The sequence below is a fragment of the Rhodococcus sp. WWJCD1 genome, from assembly GCF_002258735.1.
GTDB lineage: Bacteria > Actinomycetota > Actinomycetes > Mycobacteriales > Mycobacteriaceae > Rhodococcoides.
On sequence record NZ_NOXY01000020.1, the window covers coordinates 503,131 to 516,865 of the forward strand.

The window sequence follows — 13,735 nt, forward strand, 5'->3', positions numbered from 1 at the left end:
ATACAAGCAGAAGCCGCGCTCGATTGCCATAGCGGCGGCGGATTCACTCGGACCTCTTGACGAAGGAAGACGCAGGGTTCACTCTTGTCGTGAAGGAGCACCCCCGTGGTGGCGACCGGACACGATCGTTCACCACAGCTTTCTGTTCGCCGCAGCTGTTCGTCATCGGTTGCAGGCCCGTATGTCGTCCGCTCAGCGGGCGCTCTCGATCGGGTCGCGGCGAGGAAGGTCGACACGCTGCTGCCGACTCGGCGCGCGGACGGACCTCGGGTGCTACTTTTGATGCCCCCGTTGCGCTGTGCGCACATTTGGGGTACCTTTGGACGTTGCGCTGGCTGCCTCCTGTCCACCTCTCGATCGCTGTTACCCGAAAGCACGTTTTCGGGCCGCTGTGATGGGGATTCGGTCTGGTTGCGACCAGCCGAAATTCGCCCCACATATAGCAAACAGATACAGCGGCGGTCGCCATGTCGTGTCAGCTGACAGGTCCTGTCAGTCGACGGAACGGCGCGACCCGCGTGAGGTGCTGGAAGGACGCATCTTGGCAGTCTCTAGCCAGACCAAGGCAGTTGTCGGAACACCGGGAGCCCCGAGGAGGGTTTCGTTCGCGAACATTCGCGAGCCGTTGGAGGTACCCGGTCTCCTCGATGTACAGACGGATTCGTTCGAATGGCTGGTAGGTGCGCAGAGTTGGCGCGACCGTGCCGCCGCCCGCGGAGACAGTGGTGTCTCCGGCGGACTCGAGGACATCCTGACCGAGCTCTCTCCGATCGAGGACTTCTCGGGCTCGATGTCGCTTTCCTTCTCCGACCCACGATTCGACGAGGTCAAGGCCTCGACCGATGAGTGCAAGGACAAGGACATGACGTACGCAGCTCCGCTGTTCGTCACCGCCGAGTTCATCAACAACAACACCGGCGAGATCAAGAGCCAGACGGTCTTCATGGGTGATTTCCCGATGATGACCGACAAGGGCACCTTCATCATCAACGGCACCGAGCGTGTCGTCGTCTCGCAGCTGGTGCGTTCTCCGGGCGTCTACTTCGACCATTCGATCGACAAGACCACCGAGAAGGACCTGCACAGCGTCAAGGTCATTCCCGGCCGTGGTGCTTGGCTCGAGTTCGACGTCGACAAGCGCGACACCGTCGGTGTCCGCATCGACCGCAAGCGTCGCCAGCCCGTCACGGTGCTGCTGAAGGCTCTCGGCTGGTCCACCGAGCAGATCACGGAGCGCTTCGGCTTCTCCGAGATCCTCATGGCCACGCTGGAGAAGGACAACACCGCCGGTACCGACGAGGCTCTCCTCGACATCTACCGCAAGCTGCGTCCGGGCGAGCCGCCGACCAAGGAGTCGGCGCAGACCCTGCTGGAGAACCTGTTCTTCAAGGACAAGCGTTACGACCTCGCTCGCGTGGGTCGCTACAAGATCAACAAGAAGCTCGGCCTCAACTCGGGTCAGCCCATCGTGGCGTCGACCCTCACCGAGGAAGACATCGTCGCGACCATCGAGTACCTGGTGCGTCTGCACGCAGGTGAGACCTCGATGACCGCACCCGAGGGCGTCGAGGTTCCCGTCGAGGTCGACGACATCGACCACTTCGGCAACCGTCGTCTGCGTACCGTGGGCGAGCTCATCCAGAACCAGATCCGCGTGGGCTTGTCCCGCATGGAGCGCGTCGTGCGCGAACGTATGACAACTCAGGACGTCGAGGCGATCACGCCGCAGACCCTGATCAACATCCGTCCCGTCGTCGCTGCGATCAAGGAGTTCTTCGGAACCTCCCAGCTCTCGCAGTTCATGGACCAGAACAACCCGCTGTCGGGTCTGACGCACAAGCGTCGCCTGTCGGCACTGGGACCCGGCGGTCTCTCTCGTGAGCGCGCCGGCCTCGAGGTCCGCGACGTGCACCCCTCGCACTACGGCCGCATGTGCCCCATCGAGACCCCGGAAGGCCCGAACATCGGCCTGATCGGATCGCTCTCGGTGTACGCACGCGTCAACCCGTTCGGCTTCATCGAGACCCCGTACCGCAAGGTCGTCGACGGCAAGGTGACCGACGATGTCGATTACCTGACCGCTGACGAGGAGGATCGCCACACGCTCGCGCAGGCGAACTCTCCGGTCGACGATTCGGGTCACTTCATCGAAGAGAAGATTCTCGTCCGTCGTAAGGGTGGAGAGGTCGAGTTCGTCTCGTCCGACGACATCGACTACATGGACGTCTCGCCTCGTCAGATGGTGTCCGTCGCCACCGCGATGATTCCGTTCCTCGAGCACGACGATGCAAACCGTGCCCTGATGGGCGCGAACATGCAGCGTCAGGCTGTCCCGCTGGTTCGCAGCGAGGCTCCGATCGTCGGTACCGGCATGGAGTTGCGTGCCGCTGTCGACGCCGGTGACGTCGTCATCACCGAGAAGACCGGTGTGGTCGAAGAGGTCTCCGCCGACTACGTCACGGTCATGGCCGACGACGGATCGCGCAAGACATACCGGATGCGCAAGTTCGCGCGTTCCAACCAGGGCACCTGCGCCAACCAGCGTCCGATCGTGGACGAGGGACAGCGCGTGGAGTCCGGCCAGGTCCTCGCCGACGGCCCCTGCACCGAGAACGGTGAGATGGCACTCGGCAAGAACCTGCTGCTGGCGATCATGCCGTGGGAGGGCCACAACTACGAGGACGCGATCATCCTGTCGCAGCGCCTCGTGGAAGAGGACGTTCTCACCTCGATCCACATCGAGGAGCACGAGATCGATGCTCGCGACACCAAGCTCGGTGCCGAAGAGATCACTCGCGACATCCCGAACGTCTCCGACGAGGTCCTCGCAGACCTCGACGAGCGCGGCATCATCCGTATCGGTGCCGAGGTTCGTGACGGCGACGTGCTGGTCGGAAAGGTCACGCCGAAGGGCGAGACCGAGCTGACCCCCGAAGAGCGCCTGCTGCGCGCCATCTTCGGTGAGAAGGCTCGCGAAGTTCGCGACACCTCGCTCAAGGTTCCGCACGGCGAGAACGGAAAGGTCATCGGCATCCGCGTCTTCTCGCGCGACGACGACGACGATCTGCCTCCCGGCGTCAACGAGCTGGTCCGCGTCTACGTGGCTCAGAAGCGAAAGATCCAGGACGGCGACAAGCTCGCCGGCCGTCACGGCAACAAGGGCGTCATCGGCAAGATCCTCCCGCAGGAGGACATGCCGTTCCTGCCCGACGGCACCCCGATCGACATCATCCTCAACACCCACGGTGTTCCGCGTCGTATGAACATCGGTCAGGTCCTCGAGACCCACCTGGGTTGGATCGGCAAGACCGGTTGGAACGTGCAGATCGCCGCGGACGGCAGCAAGCCCGATTGGGCCGAACGCCTGCCCGAGGAGATGCTGGCGGCTCCGGCCGACAGCAACATCGCCACCCCGGTGTTCGACGGTGCCAAGGAGAATCAACTCGCCGGCTTGCTGGAGAGCACGATTCCGAACCGCGACGGCGAGCAGATGGTCGGATCCGACGGAAAGGCCACGTTGTTCGACGGCCGCTCCGGCGAGCCGTTCCCGTACCCGGTGTCGGTGGGCTACATGTACATCATCAAGCTGCACCACTTGGTCGACGACAAGATCCACGCTCGTTCGACCGGGCCGTACTCGATGATCACGCAGCAGCCCCTCGGTGGTAAGGCTCAGTTCGGTGGACAGCGCTTCGGTGAGATGGAGTGCTGGGCCATGCAGGCCTACGGTGCCGCGTACACGCTGCAGGAGCTTCTCACCATCAAGTCGGACGACGTTGTCGGCCGCGTGAAGGTGTACGAGGCGATCGTCAAGGGCGAGAACATCCCGGAGCCCGGTATCCCCGAGTCCTTCAAGGTGCTCCTCAAGGAGCTCCAGTCGCTGTGCCTCAACGTGGAGGTGCTGTCCTCGGACGGTGCTGCCATCACGATGGCCGACGGTGACGACGAAGACCTCGAGCGTGCCGCAGCCAACCTGGGAATCAACCTCTCCCGCAACGAAGCTGCCACGGTCGACGACCTCGCTCAGTAGTTCTGTGGTCTGCCGGATCCGCCCAGTGCGGATCCGGCAGGCGTTTCTCTCATTTGCTCTTCCAGCACAACACCCATAACGGGGAAAGGAAGTTACGTGCTCGACGTCAACTTCTTCGATGAACTTCGCATTGGCCTTGCCACTGCGGACGACATCCGTCAGTGGTCCTACGGCGAGGTCAAGAAGCCGGAGACCATCAACTACCGCACGCTCAAGCCCGAGAAGGACGGCCTCTTCTGCGAGAAGATCTTCGGCCCCACTCGGGACTGGGAGTGCTACTGCGGCAAGTACAAGCGCGTCCGCTTCAAGGGCATCATCTGTGAGCGCTGTGGCGTCGAGGTCACTCGCGCCAAGGTGCGTCGTGAGCGCATGGGCCACATCGAACTGGCCGCTCCGGTCACGCACATCTGGTACTTCAAGGGTGTGCCGTCGCGTCTGGGCTACCTGCTCGACCTGGCTCCGAAGGATCTCGAGAAGATCATCTACTTCGCTGCCTACGTCATCACCACGGTCGACGACGAGCTCCGTCACAACGAGCTCTCGACGCTCGAGGCCGAGATGGAGGTCGAGAAGAAGGCCGTCGCAGATCAGCGTGACGCCGATCTCGAGGCTCGTGCGCAGAAGCTCGAAGCCGACATCGCCGAACTCGAAGCCGAGGGTGCCAAGTCCGACGTGCGTCGCAAGGTCAAGGACGGCGGCGAGCGCGAGATGCGTCAGCTCCGTGACCGCGCGCAGCGTGAGCTCGATCGTCTCGAAGAGATCTGGACCACGTTCACCAAGCTTGCTCCCAAGCAGCTCATCGTCGACGAGCTCATCTACCGCGAGCTCATCGACCGGTACGGCGAGTACTTCACCGGTGCCATGGGTGCCGAGTCGATCCAGAAGCTCATGCAGACCTTCGACATCGATGCCGAGGCGGAATCTCTTCGCGAGACCATCCGCAGTGGCAAGGGTCAGAAGAAGCTGCGCGCGCTCAAGCGTCTGAAGGTCGTCGCTGCATTCCAGGCGGGCCGTAACTCGCCGATGGGCATGGTCCTGGACGCTGTCCCGGTCATCCCACCGGAGCTTCGTCCGATGGTGCAGCTCGACGGTGGCCGTTTCGCGACGTCCGACCTCAACGACCTGTACCGCCGCGTCATCAACCGCAACAACCGCCTCAAGCGTCTGATCGATCTCGGTGCACCCGAGATCATCGTCAACAACGAGAAGCGGATGCTGCAGGAGTCGGTCGACGCCCTGTTCGACAACGGTCGTCGTGGACGTCCGGTCACCGGACCGGGCAACCGTCCGCTGAAGTCGCTCTCCGACTTGCTCAAGGGCAAGCAGGGTCGATTCCGTCAGAACCTCCTCGGCAAGCGCGTCGACTACTCGGGCCGTTCGGTCATCGTCGTCGGCCCGCAGCTCAAGCTGCACCAGTGCGGTCTGCCGAAGCTGATGGCTCTCGAGCTGTTCAAGCCGTTCGTGATGAAGCGTCTGGTGGATCTGAACCACGCGCAGAACATCAAGTCGGCCAAGCGCATGGTCGAGCGTCAGCGTCCGCAGGTGTGGGACGTTCTCGAAGAGGTCATCGCCGAGCATCCCGTGCTGCTGAACCGTGCACCCACCCTGCACCGGTTGGGCATCCAGGCGTTCGAGCCGCAGCTCGTCGAGGGCAAGGCCATCCAGCTGCACCCGCTCGTGTGTGAGGCGTTCAACGCTGACTTCGACGGTGACCAGATGGCTGTCCACCTCCCGCTGTCCGCCGAGGCTCAGGCCGAGGCACGCGTGTTGATGCTGTCCTCGAACAACATCCTCTCGCCTGCATCGGGCCGTCCGCTCGCCATGCCGCGTCTGGACATGGTGACGGGTCTGTACCACCTGACGCGTCTCGATGCCGGTGCTGTCGGCGAGCGCGCCGACGCCAAGACCGATCACGCAGAGTTCGGGGCGTACTCCTCCCCGGCCGAGGCGCAGATGGCCGTCGACCGTGGATCGCTCACGGTGCAGTCGCAAATTCGGGTTCGTCTCACCACGCAGCGCCCTCCGCGTGAGATCGAGAACGAGCTGTTCCCCGAGGGCTGGAACCGCGGCGAGGCATGGACCGCGGAAACCACTCTGGGACGCGTGCTCTTCAACGAGCTGCTTCCGGCGGACTACCCGTTCGTCAACGAGCAGATGCCGAAGAAGCGTCAGTCGACCATCATCAACGATCTCGCCGAGCGTTACCCGATGATCGTCGTCGCGCAGACCGTCGACAAGCTCAAGGACGCAGGCTTCTACTGGGCCACGCGTTCGGGTGTCACCATCTCGATCTCCGACGTCCTCGTGCCGCCGGAGAAGCCGCAGATCATGGAGACCTTCGAGGCTCAGGCCGATCAGATCGAGAAGAAGTACCAGCGTGGCGCACTCGACAAGGTCGAGCGCAACTCCGCACTGGTCAAGATCTGGCAGGACGCAACCGAGCAGGTCGGTAAGGCCATGGAGGCCCACTTCCCCGACGACAACCCGATCCCGATGATCGTGAAGTCCGGCGCAGCCGGAAACATGACTCAGGTTCGCTCGCTCGCCGGCATGAAGGGCTTGGTGACGAACCCGAAGGGTGAGTTCATCCCGCGTCCGATCAAGTCTTCCTTCAAGGAAGGCCTGACGGTCCTCGAGTACTTCATCAACACGCACGGTGCTCGTAAGGGTCTGGCCGACACGGCGCTTCGTACCGCCGACTCGGGCTACCTGACGCGTCGTCTGGTCGACGTCTCGCAGGACGTCATCGTTCGGGAAACCGACTGTGGCACCGAGCGCGGCATCGTCACGACGATCGCCGAGAAGACCGCCGACGGCAAGATGATCCGCGACGCTCACGTCGAGACCAGCACGTACGCCCGCACCTTGGCGAACGACGCTGTCGACGAGAACGGCACGGTCATCGTCGCTCGCGGACACGATCTCGGTGACCCGGCCATCGACGCGCTGCTCGCTGCGGGCATCACGTCGGTCAAGGTTCGCTCGGTGCTCACCTGCACCACCGGAACCGGCGTCTGCGCCACTTGCTACGGCCGCTCGATGGCCACCGGCAAGCTGGTCGACATCGGTGAGGCCGTCGGTATCGTTGCCGCACAGTCCATCGGTGAGCCCGGAACCCAGCTGACCATGCGTACCTTCCACCAGGGTGGTGTCGCCGGAGATGACATCACCGGTGGTCTGCCTCGCGTGCAGGAGCTGTTCGAGGCACGTGTGCCGAAGGGCAAGGCTCCGATCGCGGACGTGTCGGGACGCATCCAGCTCGAGGACGGCGATCGTTTCTACAAGATCACCATCGTCCCGGACGACGGCGGCGAAGAGGTTGTCTACGACAAGCTCTCCAAGCGTCAGCGTCTGCGCGTCTTCAAGCACGACGACGGCACCGAGCGCCTTCTGGCGGACGGTGACCACGTCGAGGTCGGCCAGCAGCTCATGGAAGGTGCTGCCGATCCGCACGAGGTTCTGCGTGTGATGGGTCCCCGTCAGGTGCAGATCCACCTCGTCAACGAGGTCCAGGAGGTGTACCGGTCGCAGGGTGTGTCGATTCACGACAAGCACATCGAGACGATCGTGCGCCAGATGCTCCGTCGCGTGACGATCATCGACAGCGGCTCCACCGAATTCCTGCCCGGTTCACTCACCGAGCGCAGCGAATTCGAGTCGAGCAACCGTCGTGTCGTCTCCGAGGGTGGCGAGCCCGCAGCCGGACGTCCGGTCTTGATGGGTATCACCAAGGCGTCGCTGGCCACCGACTCGTGGCTGTCGGCAGCGTCCTTCCAGGAGACCACTCGTGTGCTCACCGATGCGGCGATCAACTGCCGCAGCGACAAGCTCATAGGTCTCAAGGAGAACGTCATCATCGGTAAGCTCATCCCGGCTGGTACCGGCATCAACCGGTACCGGAACATCACGGTGCAGCCGACCGAAGAGGCACGTGCCGCGGCATACGCGGTGCCGTCGTACGACGATCAGTACTACAGCCCGGACGGCTTCGGCCAGGGAACCGGTGCTGCAGTGCCGCTCGACGACTACGGTTTCTCCAACGAATACCGCTAGAGCGACTTCGTCGCACGTGCGCGGCTGAGTTGTGGGTCGTTCCGCAGGCTCCACTCCTGCCTCGTAGCCCACTACGAGTTTCCGCTCACGACGACAGAGCCTGCAGACACAAGCCCCGCATCGACTTCGGTCGGTGCGGGGCTTTGTTGTTGTGACTCTGGGAGCGATGAGTTTTCGATGCGCCTCGAGTCGTTACCGGTATGACCAACCAAACATCCAGCTCTGTCGTGAACATCGGCGTGGCCATGTTCTCCGTGGCCGATCAGGATGCGGCTCTCGATTTCTACTCGCGTGTGCTCGGGTTCGAGGTTCGCGGTGATTCGCGTTTCGGCCCCGAGGGTGAGTACCGGTGGCTGGAGGTGGCACCGCCCGGTTCGACCGCGCGGCTCGCCCTCAACCCGCCGATGGGAGGCACGCCCGGCGGTGGGTCCATCGGTGTCGAGACAGCTGATGTCGCGTCCGAGCATGCGCGGCTCAGCGCCCTCGGCGGCGTCGATCTCGACGACTTGATGGAAGAAGTGGACGGCGTACCGCCCATGTTTGCGCTGCGAGATCCCGACGGCAATTCGGTGTGGGTCGTGCAAGCCTGACGGGTCAGCCGGGCTGTTTCTGATCGACGAACGTGTATAGCTCGGCGATCGTGCCGTCCTTGACGACGGCGAAGTCCTGGCCGGTGACGACGGCCGGGGCGTTGGGCGGCGAGAGTGCCCAGGAGATGCGGGCAACGTCGCCCAGCACGGCGGGTTCGACGGTGACGGAGAAGGACAGGCCTGCGGAGTCCGCGAGGAGCGCGGTGATGGCGTCGATGACGGCTTCGCGTCCGGTCGCGGTGTGCTCGGCGTCGTAGAACACCGCGTCCGGGTGGTACATAGCTTCGATCAGCTCGCGTCGTAGTTCGGCGTCGGTGGCGTTGAACACCTCGACGACGTTGCGACGTACCAACTCGGTATGAGACGTGCGATCCATTTGTGCCCCTAAGGTTGGTTATCGGGGTCTACTGCGTCTGCACCCCGGATCAAGCATCTCAGAAAGAACATGACATGTCACGTAATCGGTCGACGGCCGACTCTCCCTGGCTGACGCCGTCCCAGGAATCGGCGTGGCGCGCCTACATGGGGCTGTCGCTGCAGATGACCTTCGAGATGAACCGCCAGCTGACCGAGGATCACGGTCTATCCCTGGCCGACTACTCGGTGCTCGTCGCGCTGGCGGACAGTCCCGATGGACGTCGCCGGGTGACCGACCTGGCCGCCGAGATCGGCTGGGAGCGCAGCAGGGCCTCTCACCACCTCGCCCGGATGTCCGCACGAGGGCTGACCGATCGCACGGTCTCGACTACCGACGCGCGCGCCACCGATGCAGTTCTCACCGAAGCAGGCAGGGCAGCTCTGGACGCGTCGGCAGCGGGTCACGTCGACGTGGTGCGTCGATTGTTCTTCGACGGGCTTGCACCCGACGAAGTCTCCACTCTCGAATCGATTCTCACGCGTCTGCGTGACCACATCCGAATCAACGGGACACTGCCTCAACCGCAGTGACTGCCCCGACCGCAGCGACGACCTCCACCTCGGACTACGACAACGTCGTTCATCCGTGGTGACAGACAGCCTCGAGGTCTATGCCGTTGAGGTCCCGCACGAAAGATCCGTAGTACGTCGCGTGGTATTCGGGCTGTAGTCCTGGAGGTCGGAGTTCGATCGCTCCTGCCGACAGCGCTGCGGTGTGGAAGGCATCGACCGTGGCGCGGTCCGGGGCACTGAACGCGAGATGGGTGTGCGGTCCGACGGCCGACCCCGGGGCGTCGACGATCCAGAAGAAGGGCTTCACTTCCTCCCAACCGAAGGCGATCATGGCGAGCTGGTTCGCCTCGGGGGTGTGCGGTACTCGCATGATCTCGGTGATCCCGAGCGGTGCGAGTGCAGCGCCGTAGAACTCGGCGCTGGCGGCGAGATCGGCGACGCCGATGTTGAGGTGGTCGATTTGGGATCCTGTGCGGTCGGTGTTCGTCATGACTGTGAGCTTCGTCGAGATCGCGGACGGCTTCGGTCCTGAATCGGATGGATCCGCCCCGCACCTATGCCCGCTGCGATCGCGCCGCCGCTGCCACGCCGATCAGTGCCACGGCTGCGAAGGTGAACAGCAGCAACTGAGCCGATCGCAGCGTCGACGATTCCCCGAGGTTCACCAGCACTCCCGCAAGGGCTGCGCCGAAAGCGTTGGCTATCAGTTGGACGGTATTGATGGCGGCCGAGGCTCGTGCGCCTTCACCCGGTTCGGTGACCGATGTCATGGCACCCACCGCCAGGTGCGGCCATGCGATTCCTATTCCTACTCCCGCAATGATCAGGCCCACCACCCACACGGTGATCAGGCCGGCACCTGCTCGATCGGTGAGAAACGTTGCCATGGTGCACAATCCGACAGCGACGAGTATCGGTCCGCCGATGACGATGCGTCGTACGATGCGTGGAGCCGTGGCCGACGCGCTCGGTATCTCGCCGAGAGTCCAGCCCAATGCCAGTGCGGCTCCGAGGAATCCGGCCGCCAACGGTGCCAATCCGGCAAGTCGTTGGCCGAACAGTGGGATGAACGTTTCCACTGTCGATGCAACGGCGAGGACGACGATGGTCAGGTACACCCATTTCAGGGACGACGCGCTGAAGGTCGACGGCGGGAGGACGCCGTACCGTGCGCGACGGTCCGCTGCGACGAAGGCGATCAGCAGCAGCACTCCTGCCGCAACCATGGCTGCAGTGATCGCTAGACTCGGCATCACGCCGGCCACGCTCACCAGCAGTGCGGCCGTGGTCAGCAGGGTCAGCGACCATGTCGGTACCGGGCTGGAGTCGGTGGGCTCGCTGGTGTGGGCGGGAAGCGCCTTGGGGACGAGGGTGGCCACCGCGAGTGCTGCGACGACGAGCACGCCGAAAGCCCACCGCCAGGCTTCGAATTGAGCGAATATGCCACCGATCGCCGGGCCTGCGAACGTTCCCACGCCCCACATGGCGGAGACCAGCGCAGCTCCGTGAGTCCAGAGATGCTGCGGCAGAGCTGCATTGATGACGGCGTAACCGAGTCCGGCCAGTAGTCCACCTCCCGAACCCTGGATCGTTCGGCCCACCAGTAGGAGTTCCATCGTGGGGCTGACGGCGCACACCACGGTTCCGAGGGCGAAGATCGTCAGGCCGATGAGGTATGCACCGCGAGGTCCGCGGGCAGCCAGAACATTGCTGACCAGCATCGAAGAAATGACGGACGCAATCAGGAAAACCGTTGCAGTCCAAGCGTAGTAGCGTTGGCCGCCGATCTCGTCGATGGCGGTGGGCAGCAGGCTCGTGGTGAGATAGACGTTCGTGGCGTACAGCGCTACGCCGCCGGCGAGGACAGTTGCGGTGCCGACGTAGCGGGCGCTGAGCAACTGTCGCCAGGTTCCGGTCGTGGGTTCGGTGGAGGGGTGCATGTTGACGAAGGTTAAGATCTAAAGTGCACTTTAGGTCAAATCGATGGACCCGCTGGGAGGCAGCATGATCCGCATCAGCGATGAGCTGCTCTCGATCGGTGAGGTCGCGGCCAGAACCGGTGCCGCGGTGTCCGCGGTCCGGTACTACGAGACCCTCGGTCTCGTTCCCGCCGAGCGGACGGCCGGCAACGTACGAAAGTTCCCCCGTCACGCGATTCGTCGGATCTCGCTGATTCAGGTGGCGGTGCGGTTCGGAATACCGCTTTCCGAAGTGGCCGAGGTCTTTGCGTCCCTGCCGTCGGGCCGCACCCCGAACAAACGTGACTGGGCAAAGATCTCGGCGGCATGGAACCAGAGGCTGGAGGATCGCAAGCAGTCGATTGCGCGGATGCAGGAGGAACTGACCGGCTGCATCGGTTGTGGATGTCTTTCGCTCAGCGGGTGCACCTTGCTCAACCCCGGCGACGAGCTGGGCAAGGCGGGCCCAGGAGCTCGACGCATCTGAAGGCCGCATCGTGTTCACCTCTGTGTCGAGTCGATGACGGGCGCAGTTTGCCCGGGCACGACAGTCTCGACCAATGGTGAGACGGGGTAATGAGATTCGGATCGGTCAGGACATCTCCTTGCGGGCGGGGGCCACGCGCCGACAGTTTCTGACGTGGAGTGCGTTGGTAGGGGCGCTCGCCTTCACTCCTGGACTCGCGGGAACCACGGCGCACGCACAGTCCGTCGTGACCCCCGACTACCCCTTCCGTCTCGGCGTGGCCTCCGGGGATCCATTGCCCGATTCGGTGGTGCTGTGGACGAGGCTCGCCACCGATCCCTTTGCGCCGGTGGGCGGAATGACGCCGGGCGTGGTGCCGGTGCGGTGGCAGATTGCGGCCGATGAGCACTTCGCACACATGAGCCGTGAGGGCATCGAGCTCGCCACCGAGTTCGACGGCTGGTCGATTCATGTCGACGTCCGCGGGCTGGAGCCGGCCCGCGAATACTTCTATCGCTTCCTCGTCGGCCCACACGCGAGCCCGGTCGGACGTACCAAAACTGCGCCGGCAGTGGGTCAGTCGCCGAGCAAGCTCGATTTCGCCTGGGCGTCGTGCCAGAAATGGGAGGACGGGTTCTTCGGCGCTTACCAGGACTTGGCGGCCTCGAATCTCGACGTGGTGTTCTTTCTGGGCGACTACATATACGAGTACGCGATCAAGGACGAGGGTGCACGAAAGGGCGAGCCACGTACCGAGTCGGCGGCTCGAGAAACCATGGTGCTCAGCGACTATCGCGACCGATACGCGATGTACAAGGCAGACGAGAATCTGGCTGTCGCGCATGCGTCGGCACCGTTCGTCTCGACGTTCGACGACCATGAAGTGGACAACAACTGGGCCTCGCAGATCAGTCAGGACGACGACGATCCGCGAGAGTTCCTGTTGCGCAGAGCCGATGCGTTCAAGGCGTGGTGGGAGAACACTCCGGTGCGCGCAAATCTGAAGCCCGTCGGCCCGGACATGAAGGTCTATCGACGGTTCTCGTTCGGTGATCTGGTGGACTTCTCGGTACTGGACACCCGGCAGTACCGCAGCGATCAGGCGCACGGAGACGGCGAGCATGCTCAGGATGCCGAGACGGCCGATCCGTCGCGCACCATCACCGGTGCGGCACAGGAACAATGGATCCTCGACGGGTTCGCGTCACCGTCGAAGTGGAACTTTCTGGCGCACCAGACGGTCATCGCCGATCTCGCGCGTGGGCAGGGCAACGATCGCAAGGTCGGTATGGATCCATGGAGCGGGTACGAGGCCTCGCGTCATCGCATCCTCGACGGAGCCAGGGATCGCGGCACGAAGAACGTGGCGTCGATCGTCGGCGACATTCACCGCACGATCGTGTCGGAACTGCGTCGCGATTACCAGGATCAAGTGTCGCCGATCCAAGGTGTCGAGATCGCGACCACATCCATAGCGTCGGGCAAGGACGGTGCCGATGTCGACTCCACCGGAGCCGCCATCGCCGACGGTTCGCCGCATGTGAAGTACGGCAACGCTCGTCGCGGCTATCTTCGCAGCACGCTGACCAACACAGAATGGCGTTCGGAGGTAAGGGTTCTCGACCGCGTTTCCGCACCGGGCGCATCGGTGCGAACCGCAGCAACGGTCACCGTCCCCGAAGGCCGCCCCGAGATCCAGCTCGGCTAG

The 13,735-nt window shown here is 63.6% G+C and carries 9 protein-coding genes; 6 read left to right on the top strand and 3 right to left on the bottom strand.

Annotation, left to right across the window (positions count from 1 at the left end; all coding sequences use genetic code 11):
• The first annotated feature begins 523 nt into the window (after positions 1 to 523).
• The 3 genes from rpoB to CH286_RS14790 all read left to right on the top strand — a co-directional run bounded on the left by rpoB (position 524) and on the right by CH286_RS14790 (position 8,673).
• A complete protein-coding gene (gene rpoB, locus CH286_RS14780) occupies positions 524 to 4,030 on the top strand; it encodes a DNA-directed RNA polymerase subunit beta (RefSeq protein WP_032380471.1) in 3,507 nt (1,168 codons plus the stop codon).
• A gap of 96 nt (positions 4,031 to 4,126) precedes the next feature.
• Positions 4,127 to 8,083, top strand: a complete 3,957-nt coding sequence (locus tag CH286_RS14785; protein ID WP_032401941.1) for a DNA-directed RNA polymerase subunit beta' — start codon at positions 4,127 to 4,129, stop codon at positions 8,081 to 8,083.
• Between the two features lie 200 nt (positions 8,084 to 8,283).
• On the top strand, positions 8,284 to 8,673 hold the full coding sequence (locus CH286_RS14790; RefSeq protein WP_094609538.1) for a VOC family protein: 390 nt from the start codon (positions 8,284 to 8,286) through the stop codon (positions 8,671 to 8,673).
• A 4-nt stretch (positions 8,674 to 8,677) separates the two neighbouring features.
• On the opposite strand, the gene CH286_RS14795 is transcribed toward CH286_RS14790, so the two are convergent.
• Entirely contained in the window at positions 8,678 to 9,049 is a 372-nt protein-coding gene (locus CH286_RS14795; protein WP_094609539.1) for a nuclear transport factor 2 family protein, read from the bottom strand.
• A gap of 74 nt (positions 9,050 to 9,123) precedes the next feature.
• Here CH286_RS14795 and CH286_RS14800 point away from each other — a divergent pair, with 74 nt between their 5' ends.
• Entirely contained in the window at positions 9,124 to 9,621 is a 498-nt protein-coding gene (locus CH286_RS14800; protein WP_032401944.1) for a MarR family winged helix-turn-helix transcriptional regulator, read from the top strand.
• Between the two features lie 49 nt (positions 9,622 to 9,670).
• On the opposite strand, the gene CH286_RS14805 is transcribed toward CH286_RS14800, so the two are convergent.
• On the bottom strand, positions 9,671 to 10,093 hold the full coding sequence (locus CH286_RS14805; RefSeq protein ID WP_094609540.1) for a VOC family protein: 423 nt from the start codon (positions 10,091 to 10,093) through the stop codon (positions 9,671 to 9,673).
• Between the two features lie 64 nt (positions 10,094 to 10,157).
• Positions 10,158 to 11,543 (bottom strand): MFS transporter, encoded by a 1,386-nt coding sequence (locus CH286_RS14810; protein ID WP_094609541.1) that lies wholly within the window; start codon positions 11,541 to 11,543, stop codon positions 10,158 to 10,160.
• A 67-nt stretch (positions 11,544 to 11,610) separates the two neighbouring features.
• Here CH286_RS14810 and soxR point away from each other — a divergent pair, with 67 nt between their 5' ends.
• Together soxR and CH286_RS14820 are read left to right on the top strand one after the other, a co-directional pair.
• Positions 11,611 to 12,048, top strand: a complete 438-nt coding sequence (gene soxR, locus CH286_RS14815; RefSeq protein ID WP_217902931.1) for a redox-sensitive transcriptional activator SoxR — start codon at positions 11,611 to 11,613, stop codon at positions 12,046 to 12,048.
• 73 nt (positions 12,049 to 12,121) lie between these two features.
• On the top strand, positions 12,122 to 13,735 hold the full coding sequence (locus CH286_RS14820) for an alkaline phosphatase D family protein (RefSeq protein ID WP_094609543.1): 1,614 nt from the start codon (positions 12,122 to 12,124) through the stop codon (positions 13,733 to 13,735).